The organism is Candidatus Desulfosporosinus nitrosoreducens (genome assembly GCF_030954495.1).
In the GTDB taxonomy this organism is placed as follows: Bacteria; Bacillota; Desulfitobacteriia; order Desulfitobacteriales; family Desulfitobacteriaceae; genus Desulfosporosinus; species Desulfosporosinus nitrosoreducens.
In genome coordinates this window covers 1-19,139 of record NZ_JAVHUW010000076.1, presented here as the reverse complement: position 1 = coordinate 19,139, position 19,139 = coordinate 1, and the positions used below count along the sequence as shown (strand labels likewise).

The following is a 19,139-nucleotide window of genomic DNA, read 5'->3' as shown; positions in this document are numbered from 1 at the left end:
TTCTTTATCCGCTGACTAATCCGCTCTAAGACTCCCGCTTCGGCAAGGGGTGAGTTAAGAGCGGCTAAGTCCCCGGATAAGTGCGACTAAGATTCAGATGGACTTAAAACTCCACCTGAATCAAGTCTTCTTTATTCCCCCGGTCAATATTAAGCTAAAGCTCAGACTTCCTTTGATTTGAGGAGATTTCGTTGAATGGATAGTTATTGGATAAGCCCTTATCAAATAAACAAAACTTCCGCAGCCCCGTCGGATACGGCTGCCGGCTTCTCTCTTGTTTTTTTAGAGTTGAACGAATGGGAACAGCTTCCCAAACTTCTAGCCACAAGAAACGAGCAACTCCCAATAGAGCGCTTCTCAGAAATCATAAACTACCAGAAAAATCCGAGCATAAACCAAAGCGAAAGCTATCTTTTAAACATCATTCCCCGTGTTTTTCACCTGGGGCCGAACATTCACTATATCTTATATAGGGACGTTGACAACCAGGGCAAAGGGAAAGAAATTGCCTTTTTTATGTCTCCGGCAATCTTTATTTTTGTCAGTTGGCCCGAAAACATCCGAGCACAAATTACGCGCTGGGCCAAACGGGGAATCCTGGACAGTCCCCTCAACCTTGCCAATCTTTTGGCAATTATTGTTCTCGACCACCACCAGGATTGGCTGGACCACTTGGAAAACAAGCTCATGTTTCTGGAAAAGGATATTTTGCAGGGCCCCCAGATTGCTCACCAAAATCAAATCGTCTCTTTTCATCAACATGTACTCACGGTCAAAAAGTCGGTAAATTTACATCGCCCGGTTTTGGCTCGTTTGCGGGATATAGAAAACACTGATAACCATGGTTTAGCTCAAGAAATGAAGGAAACAGCGGAACGTGTCATAGATACCATGCAAAACGCCCATGATATGGTTGAAAATCTACGTGATGCTTACCAAACTGCAGTACAAAACCACACCAACGATATCATGAAAATTCTTTCGATTATGGCGACTGTCTTATTGCCGATTAATCTGTTTACCAGCTTTTTTGGCATGAACTTTTACAATATGCCTCTAATTCACAACCCTTATGGCTTAATCACATTCTTTACCGCTTCCGCCCTTGTTATCTTCCTAGCTATTTTCTTTTTTTACCGGAGAGGTTATTTTCGTGTTTGGAATATCAAGCGCTGAACTTGGAGCCTCCTGCACCACGGACAGTTAGTCTTTAGGCAATTCGGCTTAAAACTCGTTAATGGTTTAGCTGTTAACGAACATGGCAATAACTAAGCGTAAGCATCAAATGTCTGAAGGGGGTGTGTTCTTGGCTACACAAGCTACACTACTAAAAATTTACGTCGGAGAACATGTGCAATGGGAAGGGAAGCCTCTCTACCAAGCAATTTTCTTTAAACTCAAGGATGCAGGTTTGGATGGAGTGACTATAACCCGCGGTATAGAAGGCTTCGGGCAGCTGAAAGCTGTGCATACAGCCCGGCTTTTAGAATTAGCGGCGGACTTGCCTATGATTGTCGAATGCGTTGATTTCAGTGATAAGATCGAAGCGGTGCTGCCTGAAATCCGAATGATGGTCCCAAGGGGCCGGATCTTAACCACAGATGTAATGGTTCATAACTTCGATCAGATACCCCCGCTTGGAGTTGGACAATATGCCAGAGATGGCGAGTATCACATCGAACAATAATAATGGATTGATCCTGCAAAATGACTTTAAATATGATCATTCCATTTAGGGCAAGCTAAGCAAAAAGGAAGTGATACAAATGTCAACCATTGAAGAAGTTCAGGCCAGAGAAATTTTAGATTCTCGCGGTAATCCAACGATTGAGGTTGAAATCACTCTTGCCGACGGAGTGATGGGGATTGCCCAAATTCCTTCAGGAGCATCAACTGGAATCTATGAAGCTGTCGAATTGCGTGATCACGATAAGCAGCGTTTTAATGGCAAAGGAGTTCTAAAGGCGATTAGCAACGTCACCGACATAATCGCTCCTCAGATTAAGGGCTGCGATGCTCTGGAGCAAAGAAGGCTTGACCAAATCCTGATTGAACTTGACGGAACAAATAACAAATCCAAACTGGGCGCCAATGCTATTTTAGGTGTCTCTTTAGCCGCAGCCAAAGCTGCTGCAGCTTTTCTGGGAATACCGCTTTACAGATATATTGGCGGTACCAATGCTAAAACCTTGCCTGTACCGATGCTGAATATCCTAAACGGAGGCAAGCACGCGGCGAACAATCTCGATTTTCAGGAATTTTTGCTTATGCCCCTGGGGGCGAAGAGTTTTGCCGAAGCACTGAGGATGAGTGCGGAAGTATATGCAGCTTTAAAAAAGCTTCTAAGTGAAAAAGGATTAAACGTCTCCGTCGGAGATGAAGGTGGGTTTGCCCCCAACTTATCCTCTAATGAAGAAGCAATTCAAATCATTATTGCAGGGATTGAAGCCGCAAAATATCGCCCGGGAGAGGATCTCTTCATCGCCATTGATCCTGCGGCCAGTTCCTTTTATCAAGACGGCAAGTATGTTTTAAGCGGTGAAAATAGGACCTTAGATGCCGGCGGAATGGCCGATCTTTATGAAAGCTGGACAAAAAAATATCCGATCGTTTCTATCGAAGACGGTCTGGCAGAAGACGATTGGGAAGGTTTCCGGGAACTGCACAAGCGTTTGGGCCAGAAGATCCAGATTATGGGCGACGATATTTTTGTTACAAACAGAGAACGGCTCGCCAGAGGGATCAAGGAAAAAAGCGCAAACTCTATTCTGATTAAACTCAACCAAATCGGCACCTTGACGGAAACACTGGACACGGTTGAGATGGCGCAAAAGGCTGGTTTCACTACCGTTATCTCGCACCGTTCAGGAGAAACTGAGGATACTACCATTGCTGATTTTGCGGTAGCCGTCAACGCCGGCCAGATGAAAAGCGGGGCTCCGGCGCGAACGGAAAGAGTGGCAAAATACAACCGGCTCTTGCGAATCGAAAAGGAATTGGGCTATGGAGGATTATTCCCGGGATTCAACGCCTTTTACAACTTGAGCGACGGACTCAAGATCCCTTGTCAATGAAGGTAAGCTCCGGTCCGAATTTGTCACGCTAACAGAACCAACAAAAGGGGAAATTCACCTCGGTCACAGGCGACTGGAAAGCAAAGTCACCACCAACGGTATGGCAATCATGGGGCGCTACGGCATTCCTTGTATTGTATTTGGTCCCGGTCACGAAGACGAAGACCAAGCCCACACACCCAATGAAAAGGCTTGGAAGACCGAGCTTTTTAAAAAATAAGGGAGCGTCTCAAAGTAAAGCGACGCCCCTTTTTGCTCTTTTACACTAAATAGCCACAATTGTCAACCTTATCCTAAAAATAAAACCTCATCAAAAGCGAGGCAAATTAACCATAATCACAATCAAGAAGCTAATCCCTTGATCAATCTATGCGGTTGCCCACTTTCTCCACTGCCTGCTTCAAACTGATAGCCTTCTCTTGAAGGAGAAACTTTTGGATCTTACCAGATCCGGTAAACGGAAGTTTTTCTTGTTTCATGAAAAACACATATTTAGGGAGTTTAAACTTGGCTAGGCGAGGCTTTAGATATTCCAACACTTCGCGTCTGGTCGCCTGCTCTCCCGGCTTCAGTTCGATAAAAGCAACTCCTGCCTCGCCTAAAATAGGATCGGGAATCCCAACCACATAAGCCTGATTTATTTTAGGAAAACTGGTTAGCACTCCTTCAACCTCTATCGGCATCACATTTTCTCCTGATACTCGGTATATTTCCTTGCTCCGTCCACTAAGCTGGAATAAGCCATCCTGAATTATACCAAAATCGCCTGTACGCAGCCAACCATCCTTGTCAATTAAGGCTTGGTTTTCCATCGGACGTTTATAGTAACCCTTACTAACAATATTACCCCGACAGACTAACTCTCCTTCCGAGCCTAAAGGCAGGTCTTCACCGCTAACCGGGTCCACGACTTTATACTGAACATTGTAGCCACCAAATTCCGGTAATCCGCTGCAATTTGCCGGCAATAGACGCCCTATCCTTGTTGCCAGCACTTCCAGAGAATCCTCTGGTGATGTCATTGTGGTGGCTGCACTCACCTCAGTCATACCATATCCGGTTTGCATTTCTTGAAACCCAAATTCCGCTTTGGCCCTTTCCCAGATTGGAACCGGAGCAGGAGTAGCCGCACAAAAAAGCGTACGCATTGCTTCTAAGCGATAGGCTTTTCGCTCTGGATGGTTAAGAAGGGCAAGCAAAATCGAAGGAACACAAAGGATTTCCTGAGCCTGGTTTTTGTCCATTAATTGGAGCGCCTCCCCAGGACTGAATTGTTCATCAAGAATTATCGCTCCACCGGCAAAAGTAGCCGTCAACATTCCTTGCACCAAAGCAAAGATATGATACAGTGGCAGAGGACAGTACGTACGCTGTCCATCTCCCACTGACCGTCCGATTCCGCTAATATAGGCATTGCGCAATAGCATGTCATGACTGAGCAAAGACCCTTTCGGAATGCCGGTAGTGCCTGAGGTATACAGGATATGGGAAATATCATCCGGATAAGCACTATCCGCTTGTCTCTTAACCAAATCCTCTTGCCTAATCCTTTCCCCCTGGTCATAGAGCCCCAAAAAGCTATGCATCCCTTGATAAGTATCATGGTCCGGCGAATAACAAACTATTTGCCTCAGATTCGGTAGCTCCGCAAAACCAGAAGGGCAAGTGCCGGAATTTTTTAGTTCCGGACAAATATTCTCGACTATTTTAATGTAATCAATACGTCCTAAACGATCATTAAAGATCAAGGCTACTGCATCAGAATCTTGAAGCAGCTGTTTTACTTCTTTTTCTTTAAGCATAAAGTTAAAAGGAACAACAACAGCTCCTATTTTCGCTAAAGCTAATGTTAAAAAAATAAACTCTACATAATTACCCATAAGCAAGGCCACGTGTTCCCTAGCTTTAATCCCAAGAGCCATCAACCCTCGCGCCGTTAAATCAACCATATACAAAGTTTCTCGATAAGTATACTTCTTATCGCGTGTGATGATGAAAGGACGCTCCTGATATTTAAGAACCATACTATCAAAATGATCCGCAAGCGTACGCCTTTGCCAAGACGAGCAGGTCGCCCTAAAAAACGCTTGCCGTTCTTTCCAGCTCTCCTTATTAACCATTTTTCAACCCCCTATAATTGTTTCTACTATATTTAATAATTCTTGTTTATCCGCTGGCTAATCCGCTCTAAGACTCCCGCTTCCGCAAGCGGTGAGTTAAGAGCGGCTAAGTCCCTGGATAAGGGCGGCTAAGATTCAGACGGAGTTAAAGCTCCACCTGAATCAAGTCTTCTTTATCCTTTTTTTCTAAAGGTTAATTGAGCCTGCCATGACCCCATTCAGCTTCTTCCAAAGATGCGGATGCCTTTTTCTTATATCCAACGGCTTACCCTGGATAAAATCTACAAAGGCATGGGTTGTATATCCTTCAGCCGCCTCTACCTCGTCTATTGTTAATATACGATATTTAAACTTCATTCTTGTTCTACTAAGCTCAAAAAGCGTCGTTTCCAAAATAACAGGTTGTTCCAACCGCAACAATTTCTTGTAACGGCAATTTGCTTCCAGCGCTACTGTAACAATCCCTGCCTTATGAAAAAACTCATGGTACGGTAGCCCAACTTGTTTGAGGAAATCAATTCGGCCATCAGTAAACCAATCAAGATATTTGGCGTAATACGTTATACCTGCCGCATCGCAGTCTCCCCAGCGAATTTCAAAATTCATTCTAGATATTAGTTTATAAGTTTCGTCATTCTTCATTACAAATTGCCTCTTTTCTTTAAATTGTGCTTAGGAATAGATATAATTACGGGTCCAGGGCAAGCAGTTATTTGGGCCTTTAGTAAATAACAACTGATGCAGATCTATATTGCCGGAATGGAATGAAGCGGCACAAGAATTAAGATAGAGCCGCCACATTCGGACAAAGGTTTCATCTTTATTTTTCCGGATCAGGGGCAAGGCCTCCTCGAAATTCCGGGCCCAATGTTCTAAAGTACGCGTATAGTGATTTCTTAGGCTTTCAGCATCAAGTAAATAGAGTCCATAGTCTTCCATATGTTTCATCAATTCTGAGACCCTGGGGATATAGCCTCCGGGGAAAATATACTTGTCAATCCAAGAATCCGTTCCCCCTCCATCCCGACCTGTGATCGAATGAAGCAGAGAAATCCCCCCCTCAACAAGCAGCCCCTGAACTGCCCGGAAATACTCTTCCAGATGTTCCTTGCCAACATGTTCGATCATCCCAACGCTGACTATCCGGTCAAAAGCTTGGCCTTTAAGCTCACGATAATCCAGCAACTGAACATCTACCAAATCGTTTAAATTTTCATGATCGATCCTGGCTCGAGTTTTTTCAAACTGCTCCTGGCTGAGAGTAATTCCTAAAGCCCTGGTTTGGTACTTTAGAGCGGCGGCCAGAATCAATTCCCCCCAACCACAGCCGATATCCAATAACCTCTGCCCTTTCTGCAGATTAAGCTTGCGCAGAATATGCTCTATTTTGTTCCTTTGCGCCTGGGCTAAAGACTCTTCCGGCGACTTAAAATAAGCGCAAGAATAAGTCATTGTTTCATCAAGCCACAACTGATAAAAGTCGTTGCCGATATCATAATGATACTGAACATTTTCCCGGCTTTTTTTTACCCCATTAGAAATAAATCTTGTCAGTTTTAGATAGCTTGGACTTTGGTACAAGAAGCTGTCTTTATTGTTATAGAGAGATTCGACGACATCGCGAATAGTTCCCTCGATTTCAATTCTGCCACGCATGTAGGCTTCACCAAAGGCTAAGGAAGAATCCCTAAGGATCTCTGATTTGGGAATAGGCTCCCGCAAAATAATCAGAAATTTCGCCACACCTTCGCCAAACTGCTCTACCTCTCCATCCCAGAATTCTACCAAGCAAGGATCTGCAAACAGATTTTTAAAAAGGTTCTTATAAAACACTTTGTCTACATTCATAAAGTTCACCTTTCCTTCAGTTATATTTGGACTCCAAATAATCTCCATTTTCTTATAAAGAGTTGTTTCTCGGAGGACAATCTTGTTCACACCTTTCTCTTTTTCCTCAAAACACAAAAAGACCCCTACTTTACAGTAGGAGCCATTAGCATTTGCCGTTATAAGGTGAGCCCCATCACCTAAATTACTATAAGGTTGCTGCTGTCTTCTAACTTTGGAATGTTTAATCATTAAGCGCCAAAACCGAAAATGGTAAACGAGACAAAGTCATGACGTTGAAATATATTAGAGTCTATGATACTTTTAGTTTATAAGCAACGATTGTTACAGAAAGGATAAGGTTTAGGTTATGAACGAATGGCTATTGTTATCTTATAAAGTCCCGCCGGAGCCTTCCAGCAAGAGAGTTTCAATCTGGCGCAAGATTAAAGGCTGTGGGGCAATTTACATTCAAAATGGGGTTTGTATGCTGCCTAAAAACGATGAACACCAAAGGCAATTCAAAATTATTCAAAATGAAATTGTAAACATCGGAGGAGAAACCCTTCTGCTGGAAACAGTGGGACTTGATAAAAAGGAAGAGGAAAACATTATTTCACGTTTTAATGAAGAAAGAAATGATCAATACCAGGAATTCCTGGACAAATGCACTGACTATAAGTCAGAAATAAAGAAGGAAACGGAAAATAAGCATTTCACTTACGCTGAGCTCCAGGAAAATGACGAAGACCTGAAAAAGCAAAAAGGGTGGCTGGAAAAGATACGAAAACTGGACTTTTTCGGGGCTCCGTTACTCGCCGAAGCCGAAAAACAATTACTTGTATGCGAACAGATGCTGGAGGAGTTTGCTCAACGGGTTTTTAACGCAGAAGAACTATAGTTATAGCCAACAGTCTGCTCAGCGTCTTTCATTAGCTTGGGCAGTTCTCACTGCCAGAGCCACACAGGCACCAACGATTGGGTTGTTTCCCATCCCTATAAAACCCATCATATCTACATGAGCCGGCACTGAGCTCGACCCCGCAAACTGGGCATCTGAATGCATCCGTCCAAGAGTATCGGTGAAACCATAAGAAGCCGGCCCGGCTGCCAGGTTGTCCGGGTGAAGGGTTCGGCCTGTACCGCCGCCTGAGGCTACCGAAAAAAACGGCTGACCGTTTTCCAGCGCCCATTTTTTATAAGTGCCTACCACAGGATGCTGAAAACGCGTGGGATTGGTGGAATTCCCTGTGATAGAGATATTCACTTTACAGAACTTCATAATAGCTACGCCTTCATCCACGGAATTAGCTCCATACACCCGAACATTTTGGCGTAAATCATGAGCATATTGTTTTTCACCTAAAATAACCAGCTCGTTTCCGGCAAAGTCATAGTCGGTTTGCACATATGTAAACCCAATAACCCGGGCGATGATCTTAGCCGCATCCTTGCCCAACCCGATCAGAACAACCTTTAACGGTTCCCGTCTGGCCAGGTCGGCATATTTAGATACTCCCATCGCTCCCTCTGCCGCCGCAAAGGACTCGTGCCCTGCCACAAAGGCAAAGACCTTAGTCTGTTCGTCTAAAAGCATTTTGGCCAAATGACCATGGCCCAAGCCCACTTCTCTCTGGGCCGCAATGGAGCCCGGTATAGTAAAGGCCTGCAGGCCTTCACCAACAGCTAAAGCCGTGCGGGTAGCTTCCTTCACTCCGGACTTAAGAGCTAAAGCTGCTCCAAGAGTGAAGGCCCATACCGCGTTGTCAAAAGAAATCGGTTGAATACTGCGCACTATTTCTTCAACCTCAATACCTTGATCCTGTGTATAAGTCTTAACTTCAGTTAAGCTATTCATCTCCAAACGGGCCAAAGCAGCAGCAATTCCTGCTCTGCGATGCTCATATCCAGTAAACATAACCTTTTCCTCCCCTATTCTTTTCTCGGATCAATTGTCTTTGCCGCTTCCGTAAATCGTCCATAAGTTCCTGAGGCCTCTTCGTATGCCGCCTGCGGAGATTTTCCCTCCCGGATCAAGGCCATCATTTTGCCCAGGTTAACATATTTATAGCCGATTATTTCTTCCTCATCATCTAAACCAAGTTCCATAACATATCCTTCGGCCAATTCCAGATAGCGAGGACCGTATTGTTGGGAGCTGTAAATTGTACCTACTTGAGAACGCATAAACTTACCGAGTTCTTCGGCTCCTTCTCCGACTGGAATTCCCCCCAGGGAGAAAGCGGTTTGACTTCTTCCATAGGCAAGCTGCAAAAAGAGTTCCCGCATTGCGACATTAATTGCGTCGCAAACCAGATCTGTGTTTAAGGCTTCAAGCAAGGTCTTGCCGGGCAGAATTTCCCCGGCCATGGCTGCACTCTGAGTCATGCCGGAGCAGCCAATAGTTTCAACCAAGGCCTCTTGGATAATCCCCTTTTTAACATTTAAAGTTAATTTGCAGGCACCCTGTTGAGGCGCACAAGCGCCTACGCCATGGGTAAGACCACTTAAGTCGGTAATTTCCAGTGCTTTAGTCCAACCTCCTTCTTGAGGAATCGGTGCAGGACCATGTATAGCGCAACTGGCAACCTTTTCATGCATAATATTTTCTCCTCTCTTAACCTTAAATAAAGCCGCCACATCTGTAATGGCGGCAATCATTGATTACCCCCGCTTAACTGTAAAAAACAATACTCATCAGCGCTTCCTAAAAGAACAGGCTCCTACCGGACATTCCAGCCCGGTAGGAGCCATCAGCTTTCATGCATTCGGTGAGCCCCATCACCCAATATTTTCTCATTGTTGTTATTTTACCTTTTAGAGCGGCTAAATTCAAGGTTAAATCTTCCAAACCAGTCATTAAAACTTTGTGACCCTAAATATAGAAAGCTTCTTAGCAGCCTTTTAAAAGAGCCAATTCCAAAGCATTCCCAACGCGTTAGGACAGTACCATGAGACTCAGCAATGTCTTATGGTATTTTTATGTCCTTTTTATAATGTGCAAATTTTAAATAACTGTTGAAATCAAGCATAGTGTATGATATTTTGTTTTTAATGAAACGGTAGTTACATAGAAATAATTCTATCGTTGTGTAATTTAAAGTGCAATAGGATTGCTTTCAGCACTCTGCTTTTTTAGGAAGGATACATCTCTTCTGAAAATCATTTCAATTTAAAATCACATGAATGGAAGTGATACTATGAGAAACCAAACTATTAAATCCTTTGCACCAATTAACAAAAAGAAACTCGCCATCCAGTTTATTCTTCTCTTCGGGATAATAAGCGCTTTTGGGGATATAACCTACGAAGGTGCACAAAGCGTTTATGGCCCATATCTGGGATATTTGGGCGCAAGCGCCGGCACTGTAGGAATTATAACCGGTATCGGGGGATTCCTGGGGTATGCTTTAAGACTGGTATCCGGTTATTTTATTGATCGTACCCAAAAGTATTGGCTTATAACCATCCTCGGTTACGGTCTGCTGATCGCGGTTCCTCTGCTGGCGATTGCCGGTAAATGGCCAATAGCGGCATTGCTGATCATTATCGAGCGTTCAGGTAAGGCAATACGCAGCCCTGGCAAAGATACTATGCTCTCGCACGCCACAAAACAACTGGGAACAGGATTTGGCTTTGGACTTCACGAAGCTCTTGACCAGATGGGGGCATTCATTGGGCCATTAATTTTTACAACATCTCTCGCTTTAACAGGTGGGTTTAAGTCGGGATTTACGGTAATGTGGGTGCCGGCATTATTAACTGTAGTCATCGCCCTCTACGTCCGGCATAAGGTTCCTGAGCCTAAAATGCTGGAGGAGAACTTACCGGAAACCAAATCATTGACCAACTCCCCAGAATCTCTGCCAAGAGTATTTTGGGTTTACGCTGTCTTTACCTTTGTCAGTGTTGTAGGGTTTGCTAACTATCAGATAATCTCTTATCATTTACAAGTCCAAAAGGTCATCCCGGAAGCTCAAATTCCGACCTTGTACGCAGTAGCAATGGCAATTGCCGCCATTACAGCTATTATCATCGGCAAAACCTATGATAAAATTGGTTTTGCGGCCTTAATAGCGGTACCAGTATTAACGTTACCTATCGGTTTTTTAGGCTTTTCTAAAAACCCTCTCTTTGTAATCATTGCTGTTCTGCTCTGGGGAGCTGCTATAAGCACGCAAGAAACAATCATGCGTGCTGCCATAGCGGATATAACAACCGTCACCAATCGGGGAAAAGCTTATGGAATCTTCAATACCATCTATGGGTTGGCACTTCTGATCAGCGGTGTTGCCATGGGATTCTTATATCAATACTCTATTCCGGCTCTTACCGGTTATATAGTTATCGCAGAGCTTTTCGCATGCCTAGCGTTTATTGTCTTCAAAAAGAACATCGTCAAATCTCTTAATCTTTAACTTGCAATTTAAATCACCTATAATCTCGGACTCCAGGTAAAGAAATTTGTACTATCGGCTAAGACTAACCTACTCTTTTTTAGTCCAATCTACCGGCCTCTCTGTCAGTTTGGTCTTTTTCTCGGCATTTTGCCCTTCACGTTTCAAGCGATAGCTCAGATAGTCGGCAATCAAAAACACAATAATAGCAAGCAAGGCGAGCATAGTTTTCAAGGTTTCTCCCCCTTGGGGTTAGAGTCTGACGCTTTAACCCTCTCCTTTTGTTCCGAATGTCTTGTTGTACAGATCCTCCCCATAGCTGGTCTGCAACGGCTCACCTTCGCTTAATTTAAAGGTTCGCTCTCCGTCCCTTTGCCTTTCTGCCCGCAAGAAAAGAGCATTGTCCCTTCCCTGGTCATAAAAACCATGGGCGAAATCGTACATATGTGTAACAAAAAAAACTTTAATGCCTTTTTCCAATAAAGCCTGGGTTATTTGCCGGGAAATCTCCGAGCCTTCTCTTTCGTTAGTCGCGGCAAAGGATTCGTTAAACAGCAACAGGGAATTCGGCCTTATGTCGTCAATGATGTCACTCATTCTGCCCAACTCTTCATCAAGTTTGCCGCTTTTCATAGCAGAGTCCTCTTCCCGTTTGTAATGCGTAAAAAGGCGGGCGCAAAGATTGGCGGCAAAAGACTCGGCAGGCACAAACAGACCGCATTGCAGCATTAATTGGGCCAAGCCTATGCTGCGCAAAAACGTCGATTTACCGCCCTGGTTGGCGCCCGTGATGATTACAAGGTCCTTCTCATCCGCATTAACATCGTTGCCCACGACTCTTTGTTCTAAGTTTAAGGTCAAACACACATCGTACAATCCGCTAAAGGAATGTTTGCGTTGGTAATGGGTTGAAGGCAGAGGGAAAGACATCGGTTCTCCTTTCTGGTTAAGCCTTTCCTGCAAATTCAGGCAGCCTACGTAAAAACCCAGTTCAATCCTCAACATGTTAAAAAAACTGAGAATATGATCTACCGACTGGGCAAGGGCATTGGCAACAAGATTAATCCCCCTGTCTTTTAACTCTGAAAGGGCCTTGGCCCCGCTTTCGTCACGCTCGCTGATCGTGAAAGTATAAGCCGTTGACTTCGAGGCCAAAAACCGATCCATCACTTGACTTATCCAATTCTGTTTTTTACCTTCCGGTTTGCGAAGTGTATAATTGGTACCTTTGTTTCCTTTCCCTAATTCGACGCTGATCAAAACTCCCTCACGCAATTTCAGAGTCTTCAAATGTTCTTGGATACTGGCAAAATAGTCATCATCCAGCTCTTTTTGGAGCATGTTGAAAAAGGCCGCAAAGCCTTCCGAATCAAATTTATTGGCCTGTTCATCCGCATAATTCCTCAGCTTTTTAAGCATTTCCACAAACATTTGCAGCACTTCGATAGACCTATGCAGTATTGCCACGGGATACCTGCTGAATAAGCCAAGATAATTTTTCTTCTCCTGTTCAATAGCTTCCACTGCGATAGCATAAATTTCCCTGACAAGAGAAGGGTTTTTCAGGCAATCTTTCAGAATATCCTGCCTGTATAGTATGGCGTCAAGGTCGTCCAGGCTGGATAAAACAGCCTTCCTGACCACTTTAAATAAAAACTCGTCCTTCTGGGCCATAGCACTGAACAAAGTATTTAGTTCCAGGTCTTGGGTCAACACTTGTTCATTCGAAGGTAATTTCCCTTCCAGATCAAAGTCTTGGTCTCTGTGCATCAGAAAAGCCTTCATTTTATCCGCTCCTTTATCCATTCATAAGTAAGCCGGTATTTCTGAACAATAGGCAGCGAGTAGGAAAGTCCATCAGCAGGCCTTCTCACAATTTTATAGGTTCGTAAGGCCGGATTTCCGGGAACTACTGTGCTGACCAGGCTGACAGTTTTTTCGCCCAAAAAAGCCAATTCATCAATGAAGGTTACACATACACACAGGGAATCCAATTGGATTATTTTTTCCATGACCCTTTCGCCCAAAAAGATGGCATCCTGGAGAGTTGTGGAAGTAAAAATTTCATTCATGATTATGATGCTATTAGCCGTTGCCTGGTTCAAAATAGCGTAAATTCTGACCAAATCGTCCTGCAGTTTGCCCCTCAGGTTTTTGATGTTTTCTTCCTTCTCAAAATGTGTAAAGAGGCTGTCAAAGAGAAACAGCCGGGCCTCCCTTCCCGGAACCGGACACCCCAGGCAGGCCAGATAATGCAATTGCCCGAAAGTACGGGCAAACGTCGTTTTCCCGCCCTGATTCGGACCAGATACTACAAAGATACGTTCCTTATCCTTCAAGTAAAAGTCATTACAGACAATAGCCGCATCGTTTTGGCTTAGAAATTTATTAGCCAGAGCGAGGTCGAATCCTTCGTAATCATAAATTTCCTTGCAGTTGTCAAAAACCTGAGGATAACAAAATTTCAACCCTTTTCCTTTGAAGGTTGCGATATACTCCAGATAGGAAATATAAAACTGGACTTCTCTGTCAAAAACTCCTATCGTTTCATCCAAAAAATCACGGTGTTCCGAACAATAACGATCAAGACAAAGAAATATATCCGGATATAACTGAGCAACCAGCTCCAGTATCTTTCCCTCTACATGATTCATATCTACCCAGGAGGAGAAATTAACCTTATAATCTTTTACCGCTCCCTGTTTAAACTTTTCGAATGTCCTTTCCACATCGGCACTATAATCAATTTCTGAGTTGTATTTGCCTACTTTGATACTGTTTCCCTTGAGGAGCAAACAGTAGTGTACCGAAGCCAAATCTCCTTTAAGCTTTTCCATGCCCTTAAGAAACAATTTAAAACCGGCGGATTGGACATAGTTTTCCAAATAGTCACGGTAAGCCAAAAAGCCACGGGATTTTAAATCATGGAGATTTAAATCCTCAACCAAGCCGCTAACAGCCTGGCAATAAATTTCTACCGCGTCCAGAAACCAACTTTCTTGCTGGTATTTGTAATAGAGTTTTTGGGCTTGAGCCAAATGCTCCCGCATTGTCGTCATTTTCTGGGCAAAAGACTTTATAGCCTTAAACAAGGTTGTATTTTCCAGGTCCAGCATAATTTCCTGACGATACTTAATCGCGTCCGCATCATGTAAGCAAGTGTAAAAGTACGGTTTTAAATGATAGTCTTGCTTACCTACTGTAATAGCTTCAATAACCTGGTCAAGATTCAAATCTTCAAAATAGCCGGGCGCTTCAAGAGACTCTTTAGTTATCCTGTCTTCAGGTCTTGCAAAAAGAATACTCTGGAACGTCATCTTAAGACACCTCCTGTCGATTAGCAAAAAAACAAGGCTCCTACCGAACATTTTCCTGTCCGGTAGGAGCCATCAGCTTTCCAGCATACGGTGAGCCCCATCACCTTTATTTACTTATCTGAGTATCATTTTACCTTTTGACGCAGCCAATTACAAGTCATCAGTTCCGGCTAAAATCCTATAGTTAATAACTGTGGTTGTTGTCCAATTTTAGTCATTCCATTAGCTGGCTTTAATGAATTAAATTCGGCCATTGATTTTTGACTAAATTATGAGTAAACTGAATTTGGAGATCTAAGAATTAAATGCGATGGGGCTCGCTGTTGTCTTAAAGGTGTTAGGCGATACCGGATGAGACTGATGGCTCCTACCCTGCCTATGACGGGCGTGGTAGGAGCCTTTCGTTTTCTACCCGGAACTGGTGTATAATTTCATGTAGGCCAAAATAGGTGTCTTTAACAGATCCGGCACCTAACCCGGTAAACAACCTGAAAATTTATTTTGCTAAGCAAGGAGATTCTGCTATGGACTTAGACGTATTTTTAAGTTTTAAAGACAAAATAGTTTCAAATGTTAAAAAAATCATTGTCGGGAAAGACGATATTATTGAGCTCGTCACGATTGCCTTTATTTGCGGAGGCCACATTCTCCTGGAGGATATACCCGGAGTCGGTAAGACGATGCTGGTTAAGGCTTTCGCGAAAAGTATCGGCAGGGAGTATAAACGAATTCAATTCACTCCTGATCTTCTGCCTTCCGATTTGACCGGAATTAATTACTACAATCAAAAAAGCCGGGATTTTGAGTTCCGGCAGGGTCCGCTTTTCAGCAATCTGATTTTGGCTGATGAAATCAACAGGGCAACGCCGAGAACTCAAGCCAGCTTGCTGGAAGCTATGGAAGAAAGTCAAATCAGCGTGGACGGTGTGACCAGGAAATTAAGCGAGCCCTTTATGGTTTTAGCAACTCAGAACCCTATCGAATCCTTTGGCACCTTCCCTCTGCCGGAGGCTCAATTGGACCGTTTCTTCATGAGAATAAGCATGGGCTACCCGGAACGGAACGAAGAAATAAGCATTCTGCGCCGCCAGGAAAGCGCGGCCCTCCTGGACGATCTTCCTTGTATCCTTGAGGAAACGGATCTGGCCTACGTACTAAGAAACTACCGATCGGTGCGGGCCTCCGATGATGTTGTCAATTACCTTATGGATATCGTTGAGGCCACAAGGAAGAACGAAAAAATCCAGCTCGGCGTCAGCCCCCGGGGGAGTATTGCCCTCTTCAAAGCTGCTCAAGCCCGGGCAGCAATCCATGGCCGTGATTACCTGATCCCGGAGGATATTAAAGAGATGGCCCGCTATGTTTTAAATCACAGACTAATTATGAAAGGCGGACCCAGGAGCAAAATGATTTATGAAGCGGTTGACCTGTTGCTCGGCACAGTAAAAACTCCGGTGGAAAATTTTTAAGAGGTGAACTATGGTTTACGCGCTGCTTTTCCTTATTCTCCTAGGATGGGGGTTAAATGTCGTCTCCCAAAAATACGGTTTACAAAATGTCATTTACAGAAGGGAAATCAGCCGGTCCGTCGTGGAAATTGACGAGGAGTTTCAAATAACGACAATACTGGAAAATAATAAGCTTTTGCCCGTCACTTTCTTGCAAGTCACAGAAAAGTTCCCTGCTATGTTAAATTACAAGTTCAAAGCGGACTTGTTGGCAACGGTGCAATACGTATTTCACAAAACAACTCTGCTGCTTAAACCCTACGAGCGGGTAAGCCGTGTCTATACCGTTTTCGCCAGGCAGCGCGGTCAGTACACTTTTAAAGAAGTTACTCTCGCCGGCGGAGATCTCTTAGGGTTAAATTATTCCCACAAAGAGGTTGAATTTGAGCAGAAAGTTCTTGTTTTGCCCAAATCTTTGCCCATTTCCGGCCTCCAGCCTTACGGCGATTATTATGGCAATATCTCTGTGCGGAGATGGATTATTGACGATCCGATTTTGCTGACCGGTGTTCGGGAGTACACAGGCTTTGAGTCGGAAAGGACGATTCACTGGCCTTCGTCATTAAAGGCAGGTCGCTTGATGGTTAAGCAATTTGATTATACGGCCGAAAACTCAGTGATGATTCTTTTGAATATTGAATGTTCCAGGCCAAGTTGGTTCAATATCAATCAAGAGAAGGTTGAACAGTGCATTTCACTCGCCCGGGGAGTCCTTGATGAACTGGAGCAAGCCGGCATTCCTTACGGGTTTTGCACAGATGCTTATGTCAGCGGCGCTTCGAACAAGTTAAATACTATTCACCAGGGCATAGGAGCTTATCACTACTCCGAGATTGTTGAGAGCCTGGGCCGCATTATCAACAGCCTCAACCTCAACTTTGAAGATTTACTCCGCAACTTCGCAAGGCTTGGCGGAATCTGTACAACCTATATTCTCATTACCCCTACAGTTTTAGAGCCCTATATTTGGGCTATGAATGAACTGAGTGCCCAAACGACAAAAATTATTTTAATATCCTTGGACGAGACGAACTTTGAACACTTGCCCGCTATCCTTAAGTTTAAAGCACCGGCATCGGAAAGCACTAACGCTGAAAGCAACATCGACAACAGCCAATCAATTGCCCGCGGAGATGTCTAGGAGCACATGCTCAGGATTTTAGCGCTGATCAAGGAGGAGCGGAACATCATGAAAACAGGCCTATTTTTCTTAAAGGCCCTGAACAACCTTGCGCTGGTCTTTATAATCGTCAATTTCATCTTCGGACTAATTGGCGGATTGCCTGCCTGGCATTGGCTGCTGTTTTGGGCGGAAATCCTCCTCTGCCTTTCTGCCTATGGCCTTAAAAGCCAACTACAAAGGAAAGCCTATCCTTTGCTCTTCTTGCTTGCGGCTGCTCCTCTGCCTTTTATTCCTTTATCCTATATCCCCTATGTAGTGATCAATTCCGGCGCCGCCCTCTATGTAGGAATTTCCGGTATCAGGATAAAGACGGATTACTGGTTCATGACGGAAATATTTACCAAAGGTTTAATCATCGTAGTTTCCCTGATCCTTTTGTTATTGATGATGGGCAACGCCAAAACAATCAACGATAATTACACATCCTATATATTAATTTTTCTCGTCACAGCCGTTTATCTCCTGAGGACCTTGCGTCATCTCTTATATAACGACGACGAAAGGGAGCTAAAGAAAATTAACCTTAGCTACTCTTTCCTCATCCTGATTTTATCTTTTATTCTGGGCAGTGCAACAGTGCGCGGATATCTCTATTATATTTTAAGTGGAGCTTATGATGCTTTAGTGCGGGCAATAGTTTATCTGCTTTCTTGGTTAATACTGCCATTTGCTTATCTGCTAGGCTGGTTGGTGCGCGCTTTACATGCCCTCGGCTGGAAGGGTCCGCGGACGCTTCCGGAAAACCTCGGTGCATCTTTGCCCCCCGCGTTTTCAAATTCGGCCGAAAACTATCCCAATATATTATTAAAATTGCAGCATCTCTTGCATATCCCGGTCAACATCCTAATTATTTTGCTGTTAGTTTATAGTTTGTTCAAATTACTGCGGCGCCTTAAAGATTCCGGCCAAACGTCAGAAGAATATACCGAGAGCCGGGAGTCCACTTTATCTTTAAGTGAAAAAACCTTCCGTTTTCCTCGAATGCCCAAAATTTTCACCTCTAAAACCGGAGCGGAGGCTGTGAGGCATTATTACCGACAATTCCTGTACCTATCTCTTAAACGAGAGATAAATATTTTGCACTCCGACACTACTTGGGAAATCCAGGAAAAGGGAAAAACCTGCTTTCCTCAAGATGTGCTTGAAGCTATGCGCACGATCTACCTCCAAGTAAGATATGACGGCAAACCATGTGCAGAAGAGACAGTCGGTGCCTTTCGCACCTTATTCAACAGTTTATCTGAAAGAAAAAAATAGCTCTTTAATTAAATCAAAAATGGCCCCTACTCAACAGTAGAAGCCAACGGCTTGGCAGCCATAAGAGTTAGCGCCACATTTGACCGTCCGTTATCACACATTTGCCGCGAGTCAGCGGACAACGCCGTTTAACATTCAATCCCAGAAAGCGGAGTATTTCCTCAAAAAACCTGTATTTTCCCCGGGTAAGCAGGTGTCCGATCTCCGGCAATACTGCTTCAATGCGCTCAGCCCGGTCCAGACATTCTAAAACAACAGGACGATCCCCAGGGAAGGGCCAGAAATGGTAACCGCGGAGGCGAGCCCCTTGGCCAATACCTATCCGTCCACGCCGCACAGTCACCCTCGCAATGCCTCTCTCTCTTAAAAGATGGGTCAAAGCGACATACAGCGGTTTACCTCCACTGCGCTCGTTTTCATTTATATAGATGAGTACTAGTTTGGCGGCTTGTGGAC

The 19,139-nt window shown here is 44.1% G+C and carries 17 protein-coding genes and 3 riboswitches; of the genes, 8 read left to right on the top strand and 9 right to left on the bottom strand.

The window, feature by feature from the left end; genetic code table 11:
• Positions 1-195 precede the first annotated feature (195 nt).
• The 3 genes from REC12_RS22200 (at position 196) to eno (ending at position 3,074) form a co-directional block, all read left to right on the top strand.
• A complete protein-coding gene (locus REC12_RS22200) occupies positions 196-1,176 on the top strand; it encodes a CorA family divalent cation transporter (RefSeq protein ID WP_308898038.1) in 981 nt (326 codons plus the stop codon).
• Positions 1,177-1,306: 130 nt separating this feature from the next.
• Entirely contained in the window at positions 1,307-1,687 is a 381-nt protein-coding gene (locus REC12_RS22195; protein ID WP_308898036.1) for a DUF190 domain-containing protein, read from the top strand.
• A gap of 79 nt (positions 1,688-1,766) precedes the next feature.
• Positions 1,767-3,074, top strand: a complete 1,308-nt coding sequence (gene eno / locus REC12_RS22190) for a phosphopyruvate hydratase (RefSeq protein WP_308898034.1) — start codon at positions 1,767-1,769, stop codon at positions 3,072-3,074.
• A gap of 362 nt (positions 3,075-3,436) precedes the next feature.
• On the opposite strand, the gene REC12_RS22185 is transcribed toward eno, so the two are convergent.
• From REC12_RS22185 to REC12_RS22175, 3 genes are all read right to left on the bottom strand, one after another.
• Positions 3,437-5,194 carry a class I adenylate-forming enzyme family protein gene (locus REC12_RS22185; RefSeq protein WP_308898032.1) on the bottom strand — a complete coding sequence of 586 codons (1,758 nt, stop codon included), beginning with the start codon at positions 5,192-5,194 and terminating at the stop codon, positions 3,437-3,439.
• 186 nt (positions 5,195-5,380) lie between these two features.
• Positions 5,381-5,836 (bottom strand): acyl-CoA thioesterase, encoded by a 456-nt coding sequence (locus REC12_RS22180; protein ID WP_308898031.1) that lies wholly within the window; start codon positions 5,834-5,836, stop codon positions 5,381-5,383.
• Between the two features lie 30 nt (positions 5,837-5,866).
• Positions 5,867-7,042 (bottom strand): class I SAM-dependent methyltransferase, encoded by a 1,176-nt coding sequence (locus REC12_RS22175; protein WP_308898029.1) that lies wholly within the window; start codon positions 7,040-7,042, stop codon positions 5,867-5,869.
• Positions 7,043-7,171: 129 nt separating this feature from the next.
• Positions 7,172-7,231: riboswitch (Fluoride riboswitch) on the bottom strand.
• A gap of 160 nt (positions 7,232-7,391) precedes the next feature.
• On the opposite strand from REC12_RS22175, the gene REC12_RS22170 reads away from it, so the two are divergent.
• A complete protein-coding gene (locus REC12_RS22170) occupies positions 7,392-7,922 on the top strand; it encodes a Chromate resistance protein ChrB (RefSeq protein ID WP_308898028.1) in 531 nt (176 codons plus the stop codon).
• Positions 7,923-7,940: 18 nt separating this feature from the next.
• On the opposite strand, the gene REC12_RS22165 is transcribed toward REC12_RS22170, so the two are convergent.
• Together REC12_RS22165 and REC12_RS22160 are read right to left on the bottom strand one after the other, a co-directional pair.
• Entirely contained in the window at positions 7,941-8,939 is a 999-nt protein-coding gene (locus REC12_RS22165) for a GGGtGRT protein (protein WP_308898026.1), read from the bottom strand.
• A 14-nt stretch (positions 8,940-8,953) separates the two neighbouring features.
• Positions 8,954-9,622: an iron-sulfur cluster assembly scaffold protein gene (locus REC12_RS22160; RefSeq protein ID WP_308898041.1), complete on the bottom strand. Its 669-nt coding sequence runs from the start codon at positions 9,620-9,622 to the stop codon at positions 8,954-8,956.
• 136 nt (positions 9,623-9,758) lie between these two features.
• Positions 9,759-9,816, bottom strand: a riboswitch (Fluoride riboswitch).
• 405 nt (positions 9,817-10,221) lie between these two features.
• Between REC12_RS22160 and REC12_RS22155 the strand changes: the two genes are divergently transcribed.
• On the top strand, positions 10,222-11,439 hold the full coding sequence (locus REC12_RS22155; RefSeq protein WP_308898024.1) for an MFS transporter: 1,218 nt from the start codon (positions 10,222-10,224) through the stop codon (positions 11,437-11,439).
• Between the two features lie 69 nt (positions 11,440-11,508).
• Here REC12_RS22155 and REC12_RS22150 read toward each other — a convergent pair whose 3' ends face one another.
• Genes REC12_RS22150 through REC12_RS22140 form a run of 3 tightly spaced genes read right to left on the bottom strand, consistent with a single transcriptional unit; the run spans position 11,509 to position 14,735 of the window.
• Positions 11,509-11,652, bottom strand: a complete 144-nt coding sequence (locus tag REC12_RS22150) for a hypothetical protein (RefSeq protein WP_308898022.1) — start codon at positions 11,650-11,652, stop codon at positions 11,509-11,511.
• Between the two features lie 33 nt (positions 11,653-11,685).
• Complete coding sequence (locus REC12_RS22145; RefSeq protein ID WP_308898020.1) at positions 11,686-13,203, bottom strand: MutS-related protein; 1,518 nt, start codon at positions 13,201-13,203, stop codon at positions 11,686-11,688.
• Positions 13,200-14,735 carry a MutS-related protein gene (locus REC12_RS22140; RefSeq protein ID WP_308898018.1) on the bottom strand — a complete coding sequence of 512 codons (1,536 nt, stop codon included), beginning with the start codon at positions 14,733-14,735 and terminating at the stop codon, positions 13,200-13,202. The genes REC12_RS22145 and REC12_RS22140 overlap by 4 nt, the downstream gene beginning before the upstream one ends.
• 56 nt (positions 14,736-14,791) lie before the next feature.
• A riboswitch (Fluoride riboswitch) is annotated at positions 14,792-14,849 on the bottom strand.
• Between the two features lie 410 nt (positions 14,850-15,259).
• Between REC12_RS22140 and REC12_RS22135 the strand changes: the two genes are divergently transcribed.
• From REC12_RS22135 to REC12_RS22125, 3 genes are read left to right on the top strand one after another with little or no spacing between them, the layout of a single operon-like run.
• Positions 15,260-16,204 (top strand): AAA family ATPase, encoded by a 945-nt coding sequence (locus tag REC12_RS22135; RefSeq protein WP_308898016.1) that lies wholly within the window; start codon positions 15,260-15,262, stop codon positions 16,202-16,204.
• A 10-nt stretch (positions 16,205-16,214) separates the two neighbouring features.
• Positions 16,215-17,384, top strand: a complete 1,170-nt coding sequence (locus tag REC12_RS22130) for a DUF58 domain-containing protein (RefSeq protein ID WP_308898014.1) — start codon at positions 16,215-16,217, stop codon at positions 17,382-17,384.
• Positions 17,385-17,432: 48 nt separating this feature from the next.
• A complete protein-coding gene (locus REC12_RS22125; protein ID WP_308898012.1) occupies positions 17,433-18,683 on the top strand; it encodes a hypothetical protein in 1,251 nt (416 codons plus the stop codon).
• A 67-nt stretch (positions 18,684-18,750) separates the two neighbouring features.
• Here REC12_RS22125 and REC12_RS22120 read toward each other — a convergent pair.
• On the bottom strand, positions 18,751-19,139 hold a 389-nt coding region (locus tag REC12_RS22120), incomplete at its 5' end, for a DUF190 domain-containing protein (RefSeq protein WP_308898010.1).